Origin of the sequence: Hoeflea sp. AS16 (genome assembly GCF_038900095.1) — a bacterium.
GTDB lineage: Bacteria > Pseudomonadota > Alphaproteobacteria > Rhizobiales > Rhizobiaceae > Hoeflea.
The window spans coordinates 463,579-482,163 of record NZ_JBBMQQ010000001.1 but is presented as its reverse complement, the minus strand read 5'-3'; the positions used below and the strand labels follow the sequence as shown (position 1 = coordinate 482,163).

The window sequence follows — 18,585 nt, the reverse complement described above, 5'->3', positions numbered from 1 at the left end:
GGTTCTGCTCAGGATTCAGCCAGCTTGCTCTGCAGCCTCATCATCCGGCCCGCAATCCGGCTTGTTCATGTCATAAAGATACAGGCGCGTCTTGCGCCGGTCGGCGAGCTCCCAGATCTCGGAGGCTTCGACACCCGGGACTGCAAAGCTGTTGGAGACCAGCAGGCTGCCGGGTTTCATCTCCCGCTGCGCCTTCTCGTAAAGCTGGGGCATCGGCTCGGGCGAGAGAAAGACGTAGACGATATCTTCATCCGAGATGTCGGTTGACCAGATATCCTGCCGCAGGATCTTTCCCCGCCCCTGGAGTTTCGAAAGGACAGCAGACACGAGCCAGACCATCGGCGCGGATTCGACACCCGCAGCCCGCCTGCCCTCGCCATCCAGCGCCCTGACTACACCGCCGAGGCCTGAACCGAGATCTGTGAACCGCACGGCACCACGTTGCCGCATCAGCGACAGCAGAGCATCGGTCGTCGGCCGGTTGGTCAGATACAGCGGCACCCGCTCGCGTGCGGTGTTGGAGAAGACCAGATAAAGCACGACAAAGCCGACACCAAACGGCCATGCCGGCAAATCACCGGCATTGAGCGCAAGTATCAGCGCGGATGGAAAGCACAAGCTGATCCAGACCCACCAGACAGGCAGCCCCATAAACTTCGTCACCAATGCGGCCACCACGCTCTGAACCGCCAACCCGCCCCAGAACAGGCTGCCCGGTTCAAGCCGGTCAGCCAGTCCCATGCTGATTGCAATCACGATCACACCGGCAACAAGCTGGGCGATGACGGCACCGATGATCGGATAGGAGCGAATTGCGTTCATGCCCGGTCCTGTCGATTTATCCGCCAGCAGCACGCCACGGTCAGGCCGCCGCGGTCAGATCGGCAAGATCGATTGCCTCAAAAGCGGCCGCGATCACGTCCGGTCCCGCTCCCGGCCGCACCGCCTCGGCCGACAGGATCTGCCGGAAACGGCGCGCGCCGCGAACCCCCTGAAACAGCCCGACCATGTGCCGGGTGACGTGGTTCAGACGTCCGCCGGAAGCCAGGTGCCCTTCGGCATGGGTCATCATCGCAGCACAGATCGCAGCCCAATCGACCTCGGCTCCGTCCACTCCGTAAATCTCGCGATCCACACCGGCAAGCAACGAGGCGTTGTGATAGGCGGCCCTGCCGAGCATGACCCCATCGACATGATTCAGATGCTCAACCGCTTGATTCAGATCCGTAACGCCGCCGTTTATCCCGATGAAAAGATTAGGATAATCCTGCTTGAGGCGATACACGCGCTGATAATCGAGCGGCGGGATATCGCGGTTCTCCTTGGGCGAAAGCCCTTCGAGCCAGGCCTTGCGGGCATGCACCCAAAGCGCATCCACGCCTGCGTCCACCACCGCGGTGGCCAGGTCAGACAGCGCAATCTCGGGATCCTGATCGTCGACTCCGATCCGGCATTTCACCGTCACCGGAACATCGGAGACCGCCTTCATCGCCGCCACGCAGCGCGCCACCAGGTCCGGCTCGCGCATCAGGCAGGCACCGAATGCCCCCGACTGGACCCGGTCTGAAGGACAACCGACATTGAGGTTGATTTCGTCGTAGCCGAACTCGCCTGCAATCCGCACCGCCTCGGCGAGCTTGTCCGGCTCCGAGCCGCCCACCTGCAACGCCACCGGATGCTCGCACTCGTCATAGCCGAGCAGCCGCTGGCGGTCACCATGGATGATCCCGTCGGCCACCACCATCTCGGTGTAGAGCAGCGCCTTGCGCGTGAGCTGGCGATGCAGGAAACGGCAATGCCGGTCCGTCCAGTCCATCATGGGCGCGATTGAAAATCGATGTGACGGGTAGCTGCTCATCAGGTCTTTATCACTGGGTTTCCGGTTGCCGGGTCTCCGCCCGGGCGGTCTGGCCTGCATATAGCCCAATTCGCCCCGGCGCGAAACTCCGGTTTCCGCGTCATCGGCGCAGCTCGGATGGAACCGGCTCCGCCCTTGGCGCGTTGACAGCGAAACAGCAACGGAGACCTCCATGCCGATAGAGAAAAACGGTTCGATCGTTGACCCCGTCGACGTCCAGATCGGCGGCGACGCCGACATTGACGGCATCGCCCAGACGCTGACCGCAGACGACATCAACGCCGTGCTGATGTCACCGCAATCGATGGACCAGCGCCTAGAGACGCTTAAAGCCATGCGTGCCGAAATCGAGGCACGGTCCCATGCCGATTTCGGCAACGACATGGCCCCGCTGCTCGATGACATAGACGCGGCGATTGCAACGCTGTCCGAACGGTTTTGACGAACGCCACGATCACCGCAACACGGAGCAAGCACAGCCATGGCCACGAGCAACCACGGATCCTCGGTCAAGGATGACGACACCTACGAAGCATTGCGCGAGGACGGCGCCTCCAAGCAGAAGGCTGCCCGCATTGCCAATGCACAGGCCAACGACAGCCAGAAACCATCCGTCAAGGGCGGTAAGGCCCCACCCTATGAAGAGTGGACCCGGGACGAGCTCTACGCACGCGCCCAGGAACTCGGGATCGACGGCCATTCGGGCATGACCAAGGGTGAACTCATCGAGGCGCTCCGGAGCAACTGATACCCCCGGCCTGCCTGCCCAGGCAGGCCTGGAAGCCCCGCACGGACACCCCTCCCGTGCGGGGCTTTCTTGTTGTGCCGGCTCACCTGCATGAACAACTTAAAACCGTCAGGCTTCAAGGCTGCGGTTTAGCACTCAGGCCAGGCCGGGTAGCACTGCCTTGGTCCCCGCCAAAATCATCTCAAGAGCAATCGCCAACAGGATCATGCCCATCAGACGTGACATGATCACCCGCATCGAGTCGCTCAAGACCTTGCCGAAAAAGGCCGCAAAGAAAAACACGATGAACAGCAATGCCAGAATGGCGCCGACCACCCCGCCGATGGCAAGCAGGTCCTCCAATCCCTTGGCGTGTCCGGTATAGATGATCAGTGTTGCTATGGTTCCCGGGCCGACGATCATCGGAAACGTGATCGGATAGAAGGCAAGGCCGGACAGGTCCTGAATGTGCTCCTGCTCGCTATCAGTGCCGTGATGCGAGGCAATGCTGTTGCCGTTCAACATCGACCAGGCGATATGGGCCAGCACCAGGCCACCTGCGATACGGAACTGATCGACAGTGATGCCGAAAAAATCGATGATCTGCTGACCGGCGAATAGGATCAGGGCACACATGACGGCAGAGAATATTGCGACATTCGCAGCCAGCTTGCGCTGTTGGGCCACCGTAAAACCCGCTGTAAGCGCCAGAAACATCGGCAAATTCACGAACGGGTTCATGATCGCAAAAAAGGCCCCGAAGGCTTTCATCAATTCAGCGTGGTCCATGTAAGTTCCTTGACCCGTAATTTCGTTTGCCCCGCCCCCGGCCTGCCACGTGCAGAAGACCCGGCCCGGCTTGATTTTCAAGAGCTCGTCCACCAACCCCGTCTTGTCTAAATGCCGGGTCTATCAATCTGATAAACAGGGAGAAGATTTCAGAATGAAAATCACCATATCCGCACCCCAGCCTGGCAAAAACCCCGCCAGGACGCACCGACCGGGGCGGGGTTCAATTACCGGACTGACGGGAACGCGAATTAGATGTCGAGGCTTGCGACCTGCGCCACCGCATCCGCCGCTTCGCGGCCCTTCTGCACAAAGTGCTGGAAGTAAAAGGCTTCATGCTCGCCCTTCGGCTGGAAATGATGTGGCGTCAACGAGACCGAAAACACCGGAACCTCGGTCTTGAGCTGAACATCCATCAGCCCGGTCACAACCGCCTGGGCCACGAAATCATGCCTGTAGATACCACCGTCCACCACCAATGCGGCGGCAACGACCGCGTCATACTCACCGGTATTGGCCAGCTTTTGCGCCAGCAGCGGCATTTCGAATGCGCCGGGCACATCGAACGGCCTGACCTCGGCATCAAGTCCAAGTTCAGTCAGCCGCTGATTGAAGCCGACAAGCGCCTGATCGACGATATCGGCATGCCAGCGAGCCTTGATGAAAGCAATTTTGAGGGATTTTGTCATTGCTCGGGTCCTTTCAATAATGACAAGATCCCAGAGCGCACAAGCGCTTGGAACAGGTCTCGCAACCTGCTGCCTCACGCCCATTCTCTACCATCCGGACTCTAACCGTCGGCCCTGGAATTCCACCAGTGTCTGCTGACCCACCCGAAGGTGGCGCTCGCGGGCTGTAACCGCCGGTGGGGAATTTCACCCCGCCCTGAGAATAGGCCGGTGGTAATTCCTCATTCCACTTGAGTCAATTCGTTCTTGCGGCGCGTCAGCCGCCATTCTTGCCTGGTCCTCCGGCTTTCCCGCCGACCTGTCCGACCCGGCGCAGGAAATCTCGCGTGCGCGGATCGTGAGGATCATCGAAGATCTGGGCCGGCGGCCCCTGCTCGACAATCCGCCCGGCTTCCATGAAGACGATGCGGTCGGCGATTTCGCGCGCGAACTGCATCTCGTGCGTGACGATCAGCATGGTCTGGCGCTGCTCGGCCACGCGGCGCATCAGGTCAAGCACCTCGCCGACCCATTCGGGATCAAGCGCGGAGGTTGGCTCGTCAAACAGCATCAGCTCCGCGCCTAGCGCCATTGCCCTGCCGATGCCGACGCGCTGCTGCTGCCCTCCGGAAAGGGCCGCCGGATAGGCATCCGCCTTCTCGCTCAGCCCGGTTTCGCGGAGCACCTCGTCGGCACGCGCTTCGGCGGCGGCCCGGGAGAGTTTCTGCACCGTCACCAACGCTTCGGTGATGTTCTCGCGCGCCGTCTTGTTGGCAAACAGCGCATAGTTCTGGAAGACGAACGCCGTCCGGCGGCGCAGGCCAAGAATATCTTTCCGGCTGGCGCGTGCCGCATCTACGCTCAGATCACCAACCGTGATGGTGCCGGCATCCGGATGATCGAGGAAATTGATCGAGCGAAGCAGCGTCGACTTCCCCGTGCCCGAAGGGCCGATGATGACAACCCGCTCCCCGTCCTTCACCTCGAGATCGATACCGTCGAGCACCATATTGGCGCCGAAACGCTTGGTCAGTCCCAAAACACCGGTCATCGCGAATATGCCTCTTCCATGCGGCCCTCGAGCCTGCGTTGGCCATAGGAGAGCACTTCGACAATGACCCAGTAGAAGATCGCCACCACGATGAAACTCTCGAAATAGAGAAAGCTGCCGGCCGCCTCCTTCTGGGTGGCGCCCATCAGCTCGGTCACGCCGAGGGTGAAGGCCAGCGAGGTGCTCTTGATCATGTCGATGAAATAGTTGACCAGCGTCGGAGCCGCCACCCGCGAGGCCTGTGGCAACACGATGCGCCTGAGCATCTGGCCGCGGGTCATGCCCACCGCCATCGAGGCTTCCCACTGGCTGCGGTCGACGCCGATGATCGCGGCGCGGATGCTTTCCGCCATGTAGGCCGAGAAATGCAGCGTCAGCCCCATGATCGCCGCGGTGACGCCGTTGATCTGGGAGAGAAACGACACCAGCTGAGGCAGGCCGTAGTAGAACAGGAACAATTGCACCAGCAGCGGTGTCCCGCGGAAAAAGCTGATGAACAGCATCACCGCCTGATCAAGCACCGGGATGCGGATAACCCGCTCCACCGCCAGCAGGGCGGCCAGCACCAGCGCAAACGCCATTGATGCCAGAGCCATGCCAAGCGTCAGCGGCACGTATCCCAGCAACACGGGCACAAGCCCCAGCATGTAATCGAAATTGAGCGCTTGCATGATGCCCCTGCCCCGCTTGCCTGGTGGAAGCCGCCGCTATTCGGCCGACGTGATGTCGGCTCCGAACCACGTCTGCGAAATTTCCGCAAGCGTTCCCTTTTCGCGCAACGCTGTCAGTGCAGCGTCGACCCGGTCGCGCTGGGCGCGGCCCGTCTCGTCATCGCGGAATGGCAACGCATTGCGGATTTCGGAAAACGGCTGCCCCGCAAGCGCCAGCGGCAGTGGGCTTTTCTGGATCACCTGCGCCGAAGACACCCGGTCCATCACGAACGCATCCACCCGGCCAAGCGCGGTATCCTGCTCGATATTGGATTCGTAGGTCTTGATATTGATCTCGTCGGCATAAGGCAGCTCGCGCAGCAACTGTTCGTAATTCGAGCCGAGATTGACCGCCACGGTGCGCCCTTTCAGGTCTTCAGGTCCACCAATAACGTCTTCATTGCCCTTCTTCACCACCACCTGTGCGCCGTCATAGACGTAGGGCTGGGTGAAGACAAAGGCCGCCTCGCGCTCCGGCGTGATGGTGATCTGGTTGGCGACCGTATCGATGCGGCCCGAGTTCAGCGCGCCGATCAGTCCGGAAAATGACATGGTGACGAACTCGACATTCATCCCGGTCTCCGCTGCCACCGCGTTCATCACATCAACCTCGAAACCCTGCAGCTTGTCCTGCTGAACAAAGGTGAAGGGAAAATAGCCGCCCGACATGCCGACACGCAGCGTGTCGTTGTCCTGAGCCTGGGCGATTGAAACGAAACTTGCCGCAGCGAGCGCGGCAATGGCGATTGATTTGAACATTTCCTGTCCCTCTTGTGATGGCCACCGGCCGCATGACAAGCGGCCAGGCTATGAAGTGAACGCCACAAATGGGCGCTGGTTCCGCCATTACAAACGCAGAAATTGCTATGTGTGCCGGTTTGACCGGCTTTGTGAACGCTCGTGAACTTCCGTGACAGGACGCACCCGTTTCTCGAGAAAAATTCGGAACTCTCGCCGGGGGCAGGCGTTGGGGCCCGGTAAGTTTCACGATCAAGGAGCAAAACATGCCCAACATGGAAAACGCCAAGATCCTCATCATGTCGACCCACGGCTTTGAGCAGTCAGAACTCGAATATCCGCTCGAACAGCTGAAGAAGGCTGGCGCCACGGTTCACGTCGCCACGCTTGACGGCAAGCCGATCAAGGGCTGGGACAAGGACGACTGGGGCAGCACGGTTGAAGCCGATCTGAAGATTTCAGACGTCAAGGTCGATGACTACATCGCGCTGGTGCTTCCGGGCGGCCAGATCAACCCGGACCTGTTGCGCGTCGAGAACAATGCCGTCCAGCTCGTCCGCGACTTCGTCACCAGTGACAAGATCGTCGCCGCCATCTGCCATGCCCCTTGGCTGTTGATCGAAGCCGGCGTGATCAAGGGTCGCGAAGCGACATCCTATCACTCGATCCGCACCGACATGGAAAATGCCGGCGCCAAGTGGGAGGACAGCGAGATTGCCATCGACAACGGCATCATCACCAGCCGTTCGCCCAAGGATCTCGAGGCATTCGTCAACAAGATCATCGAGGAAGTGCGCGAAGGCGAGCATCATCGCGATGCAGCCAACGCTGCCTGAACCGGTTTCGGGGCGGCCGCAATTGCGGCTGCCTCCAGCCCGCCGCATTGGTCGCCATAGTGGTGGTTGCCAATCTTTTCACCCAACGCGGGAGATCGCATGACCAACCTACCAGTCCCTCACAAGACCCTCATCGTTGTCGGCACCGGAGAAGGTGCCAAATTTTACCGCAACTCCGGCAAGAACGGAGAACTCAAGCTGCAGCACACCAAGGATCTGGAACCCGGCGACCTTGCCGATCAGGGTCCGGCCGGCAAGCAGCCACCCGATACCTCTGCAAAGGAATCGATGGAAGCCACATTCGCCAAGATCCTGGCCAATCACCTTTATGACCTGGCCCAGCAGCACAAATTCGACAATCTGATCCTCGTGCTCGACCCCGACACACTCGGCGAAACCCGCCCGAGCCTGCATGTCAGCGTCACCGACAAGATCATGCTGGAACTGGCCAAAACCCTGGTCAACAGCCCCACCGACCAGATCGAGAAATCGATCCTGGCAGCGCTCTGATTATACCAAGGGCGACACATGACGGCCGGGTTCGATACCCGGTCGTTTTCGGCCATACGCCATTTCAATACCGATGAAGGTCAGCTTGAACACACGCCTGGAACCTTTGGGGAGTTGCCTCACCTCGCCGTAAATGCGAAATCCGGGGTGGATTTACGTTTTGGGGGCATCATGACCGCTAGCTACACCACCGACCGCATGCTGCATTTCGGCGACTGCGATATTTCCGGCACCGCCTATTACCCGTCCTATCTTAATCTGCTCAATGGCGTGATCGAGGAGTTCTGGTCGGCGATCGGCTATCCCTGGCACGAGATCATCTGGAAGGAACGCTGGGGCACACCGACGGTGCACCTGACATGCGACTTCTCAAAGCCGTCCTTCTTTGGTGACAAGCTGACATTCGAGCTCACTGTCACAAAGGTCGGCAAATCGTCGATGACGGTCGAGCACAAGGTGCTGTGCGGGGACGAGCATCGCTGGTCCGGCAAGCAGGTGCTGGCGGCAAGCTGGCTCGACAAGCACACCTCGATGCCCTGGCCCGACGACGTCCGCGCCAAGCTGGTCTCGTTCCTGCCGGACGATCCCGCAGAGTAACTCGCGGGATCAACCTGTTTCGCTCAGTCGGATCTGATCTTTGGTGATTTCTCCGGGATCAGGCCCGAGCGGAATTTTTGAAGCACGAACTGCAGCAGCAGCCCGACCAGCAGCATCCGGATATAGGACGACCGCGTGATCCATTCCGGCGGCAGCCGGCTGGTGAAGATTTCCGTTGCCGACCAGATGAACCAGATCACCAGGGCACCGACGATGGCGCCCTTGTTGTTGCCCGATCCACCTGCCATCAGCATCACCCAGACCAGGAATGTCACCAGCAGCGGCTCGGTCGCCGAGGGCGACAGGAACTTGAAGTAATGCGCCGACAAGGCACCGGCCAGCCCCATGATGGCGCAGCCGATAACGAAGGTTTGCAGCCGGAACCAGTCGACATCCTTGCCCGCAGCGCGCGCAGAATCCTCGTTGTCGCGGATTGCCCTCAATGTCCGTCCCCAGGGGCTGACATAAAGCCGCTGGCACAGGATATAGACGGCAAGCACGCACAGCCACACCATGGCGAGATAGAGAAGATCGGCTTCCCTGCCCTTCACCAGGTTGCCGAACGGACGCGGCACGCCGGCAATGCCGAGGCTGCCATTGGTGAGCCAGGATTCATTGACAATGACAAGCCGCAGGATCTCGGCGATGCCGACAGAGGCCATAGCCAGATAATCGCTCTTCAGCCGCACGCAGATCTTGGCGACGACCCAGCCGGTCACCCCGGCCACGATCATCGCGGCGACGAGCCCGAACGGGATCGGCAGTTCGAAACCGCCCAGGTGCTTGGACGAAACCGCCGTGGTGGCAATCGCCGAGGCATAGGCACCAACGGCAAAGAAGCCGGCGATACCGGCGTTGAACAGCCCGCCCATGCCCCATTGCACGTTGAGCGCAAGGCAAAGCACGGCATAGATGCCGCCGGCGATCAGCACGCTGACCAGGTAGAAAAACAGGCCGGTGAGTTCCATTACAGAAGCCTCCCCTTGAACAGGCCCTGCGGCCGGAACAGCAGCAGCGCAACCATGATGAAGAAGGCGACTGCGGACTTGTAGGAAGGCGAAATCAGCGGTTCGTCGCTGAGCCAGGTGAAGGTCGCGGTCTCCTCGGCGATGCCGATGATCAGGCCGCCGGCTATGGCGCCCATCGGCTTGCCGATTCCGCCGAGCACGGCGGCTGCGAACATCGCCAGCAGCAGGTTCCAGCCAAGATTGGGATGCATCGAGGTGTCCATGCCGGCGAAAACACCCGCGGTCGCAGCCATTGAGGCGCCAATCACCCATGTCCAGCGCACCACGCGCTCGGTATCAAGGCCTGCAACCGCCGCCAGTTCCGGCTCGTCCGAAACCGCCCGCATCGCACGGCCCAGTTTCGAGCGTGTCAGGAAGAAGTGCAGGGCAATGGCAATGATCAGGGTGAGGATGATGACCTGCATGTGCAGCTCGGAAATCCGGAATGTGTCAAACAGAACCACCGGCATCCGCACGCCCGAGGTAAACACCTGGTTGCCCGAACTCCAGAACAATTGCGCCAGCGACCGGAAGATCAGCGCCACCCCAAACGAGGCGATCACCGTGTAGATGGTCGGAAGTTTACGCAATGGCTTGTAGAAGAACTGGTCCACCGCCAGCGCAGAGACGATCGCCAGCGCGATGCCGAAGGGCAACAGCAGCAACGGATGAACCGGAATGAACCAGACTGCCGTCAAAACGCCGTAACCGCCGATGGTCATCAGGTCGCCATGGGCGAAATGCGCGAACCTGAGGATGCCGAAGATCATCGAGATGCCCACCGCGCCCAGCGCATAGACGCTGCCGATGGTCAGTCCCGGAACCAGATAGAGGTTGATGAAATCGATCACGCTGCTGCACCTCCGAGGAAAGACCGGCGCACCGCGTCGTCATTGAGCAGCGCCTCCCCCGTTCCCGATATGAAATTCTTGCCGCTGACCAGCACATGGGCATTGTCGGCGATCCGCAACGCCTGCTTGGCGTTCTGCTCGACCATCAGGATGGTTACACCGCGCTTGCGGATATCGAGCAGCAGATCGAAGATGATCTCGAGATAGGCCGGCGACAAGCCCGCCGTCGGCTCGTCCAAAAGCAGCAGTTTCGGCTCGCTCATCAGCGCCCGCCCCATCGCCACCATCTGCCGCTGCCCGCCCGACAGTTCTCCGGCGGCCTGACCGAGCTTGTCCCTGAGATCGGGAAACAGCGACAGCACATTCTCGCGCACCTTTTCCTTGTCTTTGGGCGGCGCGGCATAGGTGCCGACATCGAGGTTTTCGTCGACGTTGAGCGTCGGAAACACGTTGCGGCTCTGCGGCACCATCGAGATGCCCAGCGGCACCAGCTCAGCCGTCTTGAGACCGGTGATGTCCTTCCCGGCAAATCCGATTTCGCCTTCCGAGCGCGCAGTCAGGGCAAAGATGGTCTTGAGCAATGTCGACTTGCCGGCACCATTCGGTCCAATGATCACCGAGATTTCATGCTCGGCAACATCGAGATTTACCCCCTCGATGATCGGCACTCCGCCATAACCGGCGGTCAGCCCCTTGACGGACAGCAAAGCGTTCATGTCTGAGCCTCATATTTTCCGCCGCCGAAATAGGCTTCGATGACGCGCGCGTCTTGGCGCACATCGTCCACCGAACCGCGGGTCAGCAGCGTGCCCTGCGCCATCACGATAACCTCGTCGCAAAGCTTGGAGACGTAATCGAGATCGTGCTCGATCAGGCAGAAGGTCAGCCCCTGCTCCTTGTTCAAAAGCAGGATCTTGTCGGAAATCTTGGCCAGCAGCGTGCGGTTGATGCCGGCGCCGATCTCGTCGAGCAGAATGATCTTGGGCTTGCGCATCAGCGCCCGGCCGAGTTCCAGCAGTTTCTTCTGGCCGCCTGACAGGTTGCCGGCCTTCTCGTCCTTGACCTGATCGATCTCGAGAAAGGCCACCATGTCGCGTGCCGCGCGGTAGGTCGCTTCCTCTTCCTGGGCGAAGCGGCCGCGGCGGAAGATGACGTTGAACACATTCTCGCCGATCGGCGTGGCAGCCGCCGCCATGAAATTCTCGATCACGGTGAGCTGCGAAAACTCGTGCGGAATCTGGAAGGTTCGCGCCAGCCCGCGCGCCGCCCGCTGATGCGGCTTGAGGCTGGTGATGTCCTTGCCCTCGAGCAGGATCCGTCCACCCGCAAGCGGTACGTGACCGGCAATCGCGTTGAACATCGTGGTCTTGCCCGCGCCATTGGGCCCGATGAGACCGGTGATCCGCCCGGCCGGGATGTCGAAGCTGACGTCATCGACGACATTCGGGCCGCCGTAACTCACCTTCACATGCTCAACTGATATCATGGGTTCCCCATTCGCGGCAGGTTCACGCTGCCGGCGAGGCCTTTCCCGCCGGACGGGCCGGAAGGATGGCTCGCGCCTTGTTGTTTCCCTCCCCGCGAGGTGCAGGGAGGGCATTGGTTTCAGGTCCGGTCAGACCGCATCAGTCAACGATGGCAATCTGCTTGTAGACCGTGCCGTCAACGACGAACTTGCCGATGAAGCCGGCAACATCGCCGTTTTCATCGAAATCGTAGTTGCCGCCGGCACCATCGTAATCGATGTCCTTGCCTTCAGCGATCAGCGCCTTGGCCTTGGCCCATTCACCGGGGCCGACTTTTTCACCGGGAGCCGATGCGACAGCCCGCAGCGCTTCGGCCATCTTGGTGCGGTCAGCCGAACCTGCCTGCTCGATGGCCAGCAGCGCCAGGAAGGTTGCATCATAGGTCTGGTCGACGAATGGCTTGTCGGCAGGCTCATTATAGACTGCCGTGTAGAGCTCATGCAGCTTGGACTGGTTGGGGTTGTCTGCCGGCGAGGTTGGCGCCGAGAAGAACGAACTCGCCAGCGCTTCGGCACCAATGTCGGCGATCAGCGCTTCGTCACGCAGGCCGTCGGTGCCGATGAACTTGGTGAACAGGCCACCTTCGATTGCCTGCTTGACGATCTTGCCGCCGGAGTCGCCCGCATAGGCAACGACCACGAGCGCATCTCCGCCGGCCTTCGACAGTGTCGCAAGCTCCGAGCGGTAGGAGTTCTTCTTTTCCTCATGCTTGACTTCGGCCACGACTTCACCACCGAGCGCCTTGTAGGCCTCGATGAAGGTGCCGCCGATGCCGACGCCATAGTCATTGTTGACGAAGGTCACGGCAACCTTGGTCAGGCCTTCATCCATCACCATCTTGGCCAGAACCTTGCCCTGGAAGTTGTCCGACGGCACGATGCGGTAAAGCAGGTCATTGTCCTTGATGTCGGTCATCGCTGGCGAGGTCGCGGTCGGCGAAATCTGCACCACACCGGCAGGAATGGCCGCAGCCTCTGCCGAAGCGATCGTGGTTCCCGACATCAGCGCGCCCATGATGATCGGCACGTTCTCGACGTTGATCAGCTTGCCGGCGGCGTCAACCGCGCCCTGCGATGATCCGGTGGTGTCGCCAAAGACCGGCACGGCCTGACCGTCGAGCAATCCGCCGCCTTCATTGACATGCTGGACTGCCAGGTTGGCGGCATTCTGCAGCGGCGGAATGAAGCTTGCGATCGGACCGGTGATGTCCATCAGCAGGCCGACCTTGGTATCGGCGGCAAGGGTAGACGCGCTGGACGCGAGCAACGCCGCGATCGCCAATGCATATGTTGTTTTTTTCATTGTACTGCTCCCATTTAATTTGTGTGCCCTGCGTTATTGAGCGCCTCACGGGCGTTGATGAAAACCGCTCAGATTTCTTCGACAACCTTTGTTTCGAACGAACCCGGAAGCGAGACTTCCAGCAGTTCGAGATCGTTGCTCGGCTCACTGTAGCGTGTTGCCATCCGTGGTGGAATGACAAAAGCGTCGCCTTTTTCAAGGCGGTAGGGTTCCTTGCCCTCGCCTTCCAGCATCATGCTTCCCGACATGACAAAATTGAACAGGATGTCGCCTTCGTGCCGGGTCCAGACCGGGGAATGCGCGCCCGTCGGCCGCGCCACCATCACTGATGCCACGCCCTTGGTGTTTTCGTTGATCGTCGTGTCACGGGCTTCAAAGCCCGGAATCCTGAAAGGCTTGAAAACGCCGTCCTTGGCCAGGCTGTGGACGAAACGCTGGCCATCCCATTCCCGGTCAGGCCGTTCGTGCGGTGTCGGCAATTCCATCGCGTGATCGATTTCGGTGACATGCTCGGCCGGAACACCGATCTCGATGACCTCGATCCCCTCGGCCGCATGCAGCACCTTGTGGCGGATCTGCGGAGGCTGGATGAAGCAGTCACCGGCTGTCAGCCGGCGGGTTCCGCCCTGATCTTCGTACAGAACGTCAACCCAGCCACTGATGCAGAAAATCAGCTGAAAACCGACCTTGTGGAAATGCACCATATCAGGCACCGGACCGTCGGGCACACGGATATGCGAGGCAATCATTGCACCGCCGAGGCGGGTCGGGATCAGGTCGCGATACTCCATGCCCGCCCGGCCGATAACCCACGGTGCCTGGTCGGCAAGACGGCGCACCACGAAGGCATGTTCGGTCTGAGGCAGGACCATCGGAGGGTTGAGTTCGTCGATCTCGATGCGGGTGCCATTCGGTGCAACCAGTTCACGCTTGCCGTCGGCAAAGCCATCGGGATCATCTGTCAGGATGCGCAACGTTCCAGGCGCTTCCGGCGCGTCCTTCTGGATGCGGATCCTCAGACCATGTCCAGAAAGTACTGCAACTTCCGGATCGTCCGCCGGGTAGATCATGTCGAGGCGCATTTTCAGCGTCTTGGTGTAGAACGGCAGGTCTTCCCTGAGTTCACGAGTAGGCAACCTGATTTCTGCGCGCGTATCCAACCTGTTTCCCCCAATCAAAAACTCACTGTCTTCATATACGGGCCACCCACCGGAAATGGCAAAAACCCACGCATTTCAACAGGTTTCAAAGACTATCGAACCACATGGATATTTCAAGGCTAAAACAACTGCCCCACCGATCTATAGCTCGGTCCTTACCCGCCACAATTCCGGAAACAGCTCGACGTCGAGCATGCGCCGGAGATAGCTGGTTCCGCCGGTTCCGCCGGTGCCGCGCTTGAGCCCGATCACCCGCTCGACCGTGGTGACATGGTTGAACCGCCAGCGCCGGAAATAGTCCTCCAGATCCACCAGTTTTTCGGCGACCTCGTAAAGCGCCCAGTGTGTTTCGGGCGCTTCATAGATCACTTTCCAGCCATCGGTCACGCCATCATGAAGCGTGTGGGTGTGGCGCACATCACGCGAGAGAACCTCTTCGGGCATGGCAATCCCGCGCCGTGCCGCCAGACGGATGGCCTCGTCGTAGAGGCTCGGCTCGCTCAGCTCGGCTTCAAGTTTCGCAAGCACGTCTGGAACATGCGCATGCGGACGTATCATCGCGTGATTGCGGTTGCCGAGCGCAAATTCGATCATCCGGTACTGATAGGACTGAAACCCCGAGGATTGTCCCAGCTTGCGGCGGAAATGTGTGTAATCGCTCGGCGTCATCGTCCTGAGCACGTCCCAGGCAGAATTCAGCTGTTCGAAAATACGCGACACACGCGCCAGCGTCTTCATCGCCGGCTGCAACTCGTCCGCCCGGATTGCGGCACGGGCTGCAATGATCTCATGGATCGCAAGCCGCATCCACAATTCGGATGTCTGGTGCTGAATGATGAACAGCATTTCGTCGTGTGCATCGGTCCGCGGCTTCTGCGCCGACAGAACCTGGTCGAGACACAGATAGTCGCCATAGGACATACGCCCGTCGAAATTCATCTCCGCGCCTTCGGCGGAAGGATCGTAGTCCCGGGGCTCGCTCATGTGACAGCTTTCCGTTCTTTGAATTCGGGCCGGTCCCACTCGCCGGTCGCCACGATTTCGCAGACAGCCGCTGCAGCGTGGCTGACCTCTTCGCGCGTGTTGTAGAGCGGGCAGAAACCGAAACGCATGATATCAGGCGCACGGAAGTCGCCGATGATGCCACGAGCGATCAGCGCCTGCATCGCCGCATAGCCTTCGTGAAAGCGGAATGAGACCTGCGATCCCCGGGAATGCGGATCACGCGGGCTGGCCAGTTCCACCGCCTTGCAGCCGGCTTCGACCTCGGCAATGAACTGCTCGGAGAGTTCGATCGAGCGCGCGCGGAGATCGGCCATGTCAACACCGTCGAAGGCATCGAGCGCGGCGTCGAGAACGGCCATCTGGATCACCGGCGGCGTGCCGACCCGCATCCGGCTGATGCCCTCGCCCGGACGGTAATCGAGATCGAAGGCAAACGGCGCCTGATGCCCGAGCCAGCCCGACAGTGCCGGCCGGACCTGGTCGATCAGGTCGGGACGGACATGGATGAAGCCCGGCGCGCCGGGACCGCCATTGAGATATTTGTAGGTGCAGCCGACGGCGATATCGGCATTGCAGCCGGTCAGGTCCACCGGGAGTGCGCCCGCGGAGTGCGCCAGATCCCAGATCATGATGGCGCCCGCGGCGTGCGCCTTCTCGGTGATCGCCTTCATGTCATGCACCCGGCCGGTGCGGTAGTCGACGTGGGTCAGCATCACCGCAGCCACATCTTCGGTGATGTTGGCAGAGACCGCTTCGGGATCGACGACCTTGAGCTCGTGGCCCTGCCCCAGGCTCTTGAGCAACCCGTCGGCCATATACAGGTCAGACGGGAAATTGCCGTTGTCCGACAGCACGATCTTGCGGCCGGGCCGCATCTCCACCGCCGAAGCCACGGCCTGGTAAACCTTGATCGACAGCGTGTCGCCGACAACGGTGCTACCGGCGGGTGCGCCGATCAGCCGGCCGATCCGGTCTCCCAGACGTCCCGGAAGCTCCATCCACCTGGCCTTGTTCCAGCCGGTGATCAGCATCGGGCCCCACTGGTCAGCCATCGTCGTCCTGGCCCGTTCGACGGCGGTTTTGGGCATCGGCCCGAGCGAGTTGCCGTCGAGATAGGTGATCCCTTCCGGCATCTCGAACAAATGTCGCCGTGTCTGGAAGCTGCTCATGATCTCACGCGCCCTTCGCCGACTTGCCGATTTCCGCCGTCGCTTCGATCTCGACCATTGCTTCATCCTCGATCAGGCCGGCGACCACGATCACCGACATAGACGGGAAATGCCGGCCCATGACCTTGCGGTAGGCTGCGCCGACTTCCTTCTGGCGGGCCATGTATTCCTTCTTGTCGGTGATGAACCAGGTCAGCCGCACGATGTCGCTGACCTCGCCACCGGCCGCGTGCACGATGGAGACAATGTTGGCGAGCGTCTGCTCGAGCTGACCAACGAAATCGAGGTGCTCGAACACCTGATCCTTGTTCCAGCCGATCTGGCCGCCGGTGTAAAGCCGTGTACCGTCGACCAGCATGCCGTTTGCGTAGCCCTTCGGCTTCTCCCAATCCGGTGGATTGACTGGTTCTATCATGATGAAATTCCTCGTTTAAGTCTTGGGAAGGCCTGGCTCAGGCGTCGTCGCCGGGGCGGAGCCTGAAACGCTGGATCTTGCCGGTCTGGGTTTTGGGCAACGTGTCACAGAAGATGATCGACCGTGGATACTTGTAAGGCGCGATCACCGCCTTGACGTGATCCTGCAACCGCTTGGTGGTCATCTCGTCTGCGGCAACACCGGCGTTGAGCACAACATGCGCCTGGACGATCTGCCCGCGCGCTTCATCGGGCACGCCGACGACAGCGCATTCGGCAACATCGGAATGCGCAAGAAGCGCCGCCTCGACCTCCGGTCCGGCTATGTTGTAGCCGGCGGAAATGATCATGTCGTCCGAACGGGCCGCGAAGTGGAAGAACCCATCCGCATCCTGGGTGAAGGAATCTCCGGTCAGGTTCCAGCCATTGCGGACATATTTCTGCTGCTGCTCGGCATCGGCAAGGTAGCGGCATCCGGTCGGGCCGCGCACAGCCAGCCGTCCGACTTCGCCACGCGGCACATCATTCATGTTTTCATCGACGATCCGCGCCTCATAGCCAGTCACCGGCAGTCCGGTGCAGGCAGCCTTCGAATTCTCGAACCGGTTGGAGATGAAGATGTGGAGCATCTCGGTGGCGCCGATACCGTCAAGCATCGGCTTGCCGGTCTTGGCCATCCACTGGTCGTAGACCGGGCCCGGAAGCGTTTCCCCGGCCGACACCGCAGCGCGCAGCGAAGACAGGTCCGCCCCCTCCTCCATCGCCGCCAGCATGGCGCGATAGGCGGTTGGCGCAGTAAAGCAAACCGTCGCCTTGTGGTTCTGGATGATTTCGACCATGTTGGCCGGCGTCGCCTGCTCAAGCAGCGCTGCCGCCGCACCAAAGCGCAGCGGGAACACCGCCAGACCACCGAGCCCGAAGGTGAAGGCCAGCGGCGGCGAGCCGATGAACACGTCCTCCGGCGTCACGCCGAGCACTTCCCTGGCATAGCCGTCGGCAATGATCAGCATGTCGCGATGAAAATGCATCGTCGCCTTCGGCATGCCCGTCGTGCCGGAGGTGAAGCCCAGCAGCGCAACATCGTCACGGCCTGTCTTCACCGTTTCAAAGCGCACCGGTTTCGACAGCGCCAACCGGTCGAGTTCCGCATCATGATTGGCGGTGCCATCGAAGCCCACCACCTTGTTCAGAAACTTGTTTTCCTTGGCACAGGCAACCATCTCGTCCATCAGCCGCGTGTCGCACAGCGCAAGCGAGATCTCCGCCTTGTCGGCGATCTTGCCAAGCTCGACGGCGCGCAGCATAGGCATGGTGTTGACCACCACCGCCCCCGCCTTGGTTGCCGCGAGCCACACCGCCACCATCGCCGGATTGTTGGCCGAGCGGATCAGGATCCGGTTGCCCGGCTTGACGCCGTAATCCTCAACCAGAACATGGGCGATCCGGTTGGTCCAGTCGGTCAGTTCCTTGTAGGTCCTGATCCGGCCATTTCCGATCAGTGCCGTGTGGTCGCCAAAGCCCTTGGCCACCATCGCATCGGTCAGCTCATAGCCGCAGTTGAGCCACTCGGGGTACTCGAAACCTTCGAGATGAAGCTCCGGCCATTGCTCGAGCGGCGGCAGATTATCCCGTGTGAACGTATCGATATGTCCCGATGGTCCCAGCAC

At 60.7% G+C, this 18,585-nt stretch carries 22 protein-coding genes and 1 riboswitch; of the genes, 5 read left to right on the top strand and 17 right to left on the bottom strand.

What is annotated here, in order from left to right:
* Positions 1-15: 15 nt before the first annotated feature.
* Together WNY80_RS02265 and dusA are read right to left on the bottom strand one after the other, a co-directional pair.
* Complete coding sequence (locus WNY80_RS02265; RefSeq protein WP_342885716.1) at positions 16-822, bottom strand: hypothetical protein; 807 nt, start codon at positions 820-822, stop codon at positions 16-18.
* A 40-nt stretch (positions 823-862) separates the two neighbouring features.
* The gene (gene dusA, locus WNY80_RS02260) at positions 863-1,858 is read right to left on the bottom strand and encodes a tRNA dihydrouridine(20/20a) synthase DusA (protein WP_342885715.1); all 996 of its coding nucleotides are present in this window, start codon (positions 1,856-1,858) and stop codon (positions 863-865) included.
* Between the two features lie 172 nt (positions 1,859-2,030).
* On the opposite strand from dusA, the gene WNY80_RS02255 reads away from it, so the two are divergent.
* Together WNY80_RS02255 and WNY80_RS02250 are read left to right on the top strand one after the other, a co-directional pair.
* Entirely contained in the window at positions 2,031-2,300 is a 270-nt protein-coding gene (locus WNY80_RS02255) for a hypothetical protein (protein ID WP_342885714.1), read from the top strand.
* A 39-nt stretch (positions 2,301-2,339) separates the two neighbouring features.
* Complete coding sequence (locus WNY80_RS02250; RefSeq protein ID WP_342885713.1) at positions 2,340-2,606, top strand: Rho termination factor N-terminal domain-containing protein; 267 nt, start codon at positions 2,340-2,342, stop codon at positions 2,604-2,606.
* Positions 2,607-2,741: 135 nt separating this feature from the next.
* On the opposite strand, the gene WNY80_RS02245 is transcribed toward WNY80_RS02250, so the two are convergent.
* The 5 genes from WNY80_RS02245 to WNY80_RS02225 all read right to left on the bottom strand — a co-directional run bounded on the left by WNY80_RS02245 (position 2,742) and on the right by WNY80_RS02225 (position 6,562).
* Positions 2,742-3,455, bottom strand: a complete 714-nt coding sequence (locus WNY80_RS02245) for a MarC family protein (protein ID WP_342885712.1) — start codon at positions 3,453-3,455, stop codon at positions 2,742-2,744.
* Between the two features lie 170 nt (positions 3,456-3,625).
* Positions 3,626-4,063: a 6,7-dimethyl-8-ribityllumazine synthase gene (locus tag WNY80_RS02240; protein ID WP_342885711.1), complete on the bottom strand. Its 438-nt coding sequence runs from the start codon at positions 4,061-4,063 to the stop codon at positions 3,626-3,628.
* Between the two features lie 78 nt (positions 4,064-4,141).
* Positions 4,142-4,271, bottom strand: a riboswitch (FMN riboswitch).
* A gap of 48 nt (positions 4,272-4,319) precedes the next feature.
* Complete coding sequence (locus WNY80_RS02235; protein ID WP_342885710.1) at positions 4,320-5,093, bottom strand: amino acid ABC transporter ATP-binding protein; 774 nt, start codon at positions 5,091-5,093, stop codon at positions 4,320-4,322.
* A complete protein-coding gene (locus tag WNY80_RS02230; RefSeq protein ID WP_342885709.1) occupies positions 5,090-5,764 on the bottom strand; it encodes an amino acid ABC transporter permease in 675 nt (224 codons plus the stop codon). Before WNY80_RS02230 ends, WNY80_RS02235 begins: the two co-directional genes overlap by 4 nt.
* 36 nt (positions 5,765-5,800) lie before the next feature.
* Entirely contained in the window at positions 5,801-6,562 is a 762-nt protein-coding gene (locus tag WNY80_RS02225; protein WP_342885708.1) for an amino acid ABC transporter substrate-binding protein, read from the bottom strand.
* A 245-nt stretch (positions 6,563-6,807) separates the two neighbouring features.
* Here WNY80_RS02225 and WNY80_RS02220 point away from each other — a divergent pair, with 245 nt between their 5' ends.
* The 3 genes from WNY80_RS02220 to WNY80_RS02210 all read left to right on the top strand — a co-directional run bounded on the left by WNY80_RS02220 (position 6,808) and on the right by WNY80_RS02210 (position 8,484).
* Positions 6,808-7,377 (top strand): type 1 glutamine amidotransferase domain-containing protein, encoded by a 570-nt coding sequence (locus WNY80_RS02220; protein ID WP_342885707.1) that lies wholly within the window; start codon positions 6,808-6,810, stop codon positions 7,375-7,377.
* A gap of 99 nt (positions 7,378-7,476) precedes the next feature.
* Positions 7,477-7,887: a host attachment family protein gene (locus tag WNY80_RS02215; RefSeq protein ID WP_342885706.1), complete on the top strand. Its 411-nt coding sequence runs from the start codon at positions 7,477-7,479 to the stop codon at positions 7,885-7,887.
* Between the two features lie 171 nt (positions 7,888-8,058).
* A complete protein-coding gene (locus WNY80_RS02210; RefSeq protein WP_342885705.1) occupies positions 8,059-8,484 on the top strand; it encodes a thioesterase family protein in 426 nt (141 codons plus the stop codon).
* Positions 8,485-8,507: 23 nt separating this feature from the next.
* Here the strand turns inward: WNY80_RS02210 and WNY80_RS02205 are convergent, their stop codons facing one another.
* The 10 genes from WNY80_RS02205 to WNY80_RS02160 all read right to left on the bottom strand — a co-directional run bounded on the left by WNY80_RS02205 (position 8,508) and on the right by WNY80_RS02160 (position 18,585).
* Positions 8,508-9,452, bottom strand: a complete 945-nt coding sequence (locus WNY80_RS02205; RefSeq protein WP_342885704.1) for a branched-chain amino acid ABC transporter permease — start codon at positions 9,450-9,452, stop codon at positions 8,508-8,510.
* A complete protein-coding gene (locus WNY80_RS02200) occupies positions 9,452-10,342 on the bottom strand; it encodes a branched-chain amino acid ABC transporter permease (protein WP_342885703.1) in 891 nt (296 codons plus the stop codon). The genes WNY80_RS02205 and WNY80_RS02200 overlap by 1 nt, the downstream gene beginning before the upstream one ends.
* Entirely contained in the window at positions 10,339-11,058 is a 720-nt protein-coding gene (locus WNY80_RS02195; RefSeq protein ID WP_342885702.1) for an ABC transporter ATP-binding protein, read from the bottom strand. The genes WNY80_RS02200 and WNY80_RS02195 overlap by 4 nt, the downstream gene beginning before the upstream one ends.
* Positions 11,055-11,828, bottom strand: a complete 774-nt coding sequence (locus WNY80_RS02190) for an ABC transporter ATP-binding protein (protein WP_342885701.1) — start codon at positions 11,826-11,828, stop codon at positions 11,055-11,057. The genes WNY80_RS02195 and WNY80_RS02190 overlap by 4 nt, the downstream gene beginning before the upstream one ends.
* 139 nt (positions 11,829-11,967) lie before the next feature.
* Positions 11,968-13,170, bottom strand: a complete 1,203-nt coding sequence (locus WNY80_RS02185; RefSeq protein ID WP_342885700.1) for an ABC transporter substrate-binding protein — start codon at positions 13,168-13,170, stop codon at positions 11,968-11,970.
* A gap of 68 nt (positions 13,171-13,238) precedes the next feature.
* Positions 13,239-14,330: a cupin domain-containing protein gene (locus tag WNY80_RS02180; protein WP_342885699.1), complete on the bottom strand. Its 1,092-nt coding sequence runs from the start codon at positions 14,328-14,330 to the stop codon at positions 13,239-13,241.
* A 141-nt stretch (positions 14,331-14,471) separates the two neighbouring features.
* Entirely contained in the window at positions 14,472-15,314 is an 843-nt protein-coding gene (gene kynA / locus WNY80_RS02175) for a tryptophan 2,3-dioxygenase (protein WP_342885698.1), read from the bottom strand.
* Positions 15,311-16,504 carry a kynureninase gene (gene kynU / locus WNY80_RS02170; protein ID WP_342885697.1) on the bottom strand — a complete coding sequence of 398 codons (1,194 nt, stop codon included), beginning with the start codon at positions 16,502-16,504 and terminating at the stop codon, positions 15,311-15,313. The genes kynA and kynU overlap by 4 nt, the downstream gene beginning before the upstream one ends.
* A gap of 4 nt (positions 16,505-16,508) precedes the next feature.
* Positions 16,509-16,919, bottom strand: coding sequence for a RidA family protein (locus WNY80_RS02165; RefSeq protein ID WP_342885696.1), 411 nt, complete (start codon positions 16,917-16,919; stop codon positions 16,509-16,511).
* A gap of 37 nt (positions 16,920-16,956) precedes the next feature.
* Positions 16,957-18,585, bottom strand: coding sequence for an AMP-binding protein (locus tag WNY80_RS02160; protein ID WP_342885695.1), 1,629 nt, complete (start codon positions 18,583-18,585; stop codon positions 16,957-16,959).

Coding starts and splice junctions, on each gene's coding strand:
- WNY80_RS02265 (WP_342885716.1), bottom strand. CDS start 822: ATGAACGCAATTCGCTCCTATCCGATCATCGGTGCCGTCATCGCCCAG.
- dusA (WP_342885715.1), bottom strand. CDS start 1,858: ATGAGCAGCTACCCGTCACATCGATTTTCAATCGCGCCCATGATGGAC.
- WNY80_RS02255 (WP_342885714.1), top strand. CDS start 2,031: ATGCCGATAGAGAAAAACGGTTCGATCGTTGACCCCGTCGACGTCCAG.
- WNY80_RS02250 (WP_342885713.1), top strand. CDS start 2,340: ATGGCCACGAGCAACCACGGATCCTCGGTCAAGGATGACGACACCTAC.
- WNY80_RS02240 (WP_342885711.1), bottom strand. CDS start 4,063: ATGACAAAATCCCTCAAAATTGCTTTCATCAAGGCTCGCTGGCATGCC.
- WNY80_RS02235 (WP_342885710.1), bottom strand. CDS start 5,093: ATGACCGGTGTTTTGGGACTGACCAAGCGTTTCGGCGCCAATATGGTG.
- WNY80_RS02230 (WP_342885709.1), bottom strand. CDS start 5,764: ATGCAAGCGCTCAATTTCGATTACATGCTGGGGCTTGTGCCCGTGTTG.
- WNY80_RS02225 (WP_342885708.1), bottom strand. CDS start 6,562: ATGTTCAAATCAATCGCCATTGCCGCGCTCGCTGCGGCAAGTTTCGTT.
- WNY80_RS02220 (WP_342885707.1), top strand. CDS start 6,808: ATGCCCAACATGGAAAACGCCAAGATCCTCATCATGTCGACCCACGGC.
- WNY80_RS02215 (WP_342885706.1), top strand. CDS start 7,477: ATGACCAACCTACCAGTCCCTCACAAGACCCTCATCGTTGTCGGCACC.
- WNY80_RS02210 (WP_342885705.1), top strand. CDS start 8,059: ATGACCGCTAGCTACACCACCGACCGCATGCTGCATTTCGGCGACTGC.
- WNY80_RS02205 (WP_342885704.1), bottom strand. CDS start 9,452: ATGGAACTCACCGGCCTGTTTTTCTACCTGGTCAGCGTGCTGATCGCC.
- WNY80_RS02195 (WP_342885702.1), bottom strand. CDS start 11,058: ATGAACGCTTTGCTGTCCGTCAAGGGGCTGACCGCCGGTTATGGCGGA.
- WNY80_RS02190 (WP_342885701.1), bottom strand. CDS start 11,828: ATGATATCAGTTGAGCATGTGAAGGTGAGTTACGGCGGCCCGAATGTC.
- WNY80_RS02185 (WP_342885700.1), bottom strand. CDS start 13,170: ATGAAAAAAACAACATATGCATTGGCGATCGCGGCGTTGCTCGCGTCC.
- kynA (WP_342885698.1), bottom strand. CDS start 15,314: ATGAGCGAGCCCCGGGACTACGATCCTTCCGCCGAAGGCGCGGAGATG.
- kynU (WP_342885697.1), bottom strand. CDS start 16,504: ATGAGCAGCTTCCAGACACGGCGACATTTGTTCGAGATGCCGGAAGGG.
- WNY80_RS02165 (WP_342885696.1), bottom strand. CDS start 16,919: ATGATAGAACCAGTCAATCCACCGGATTGGGAGAAGCCGAAGGGCTAC.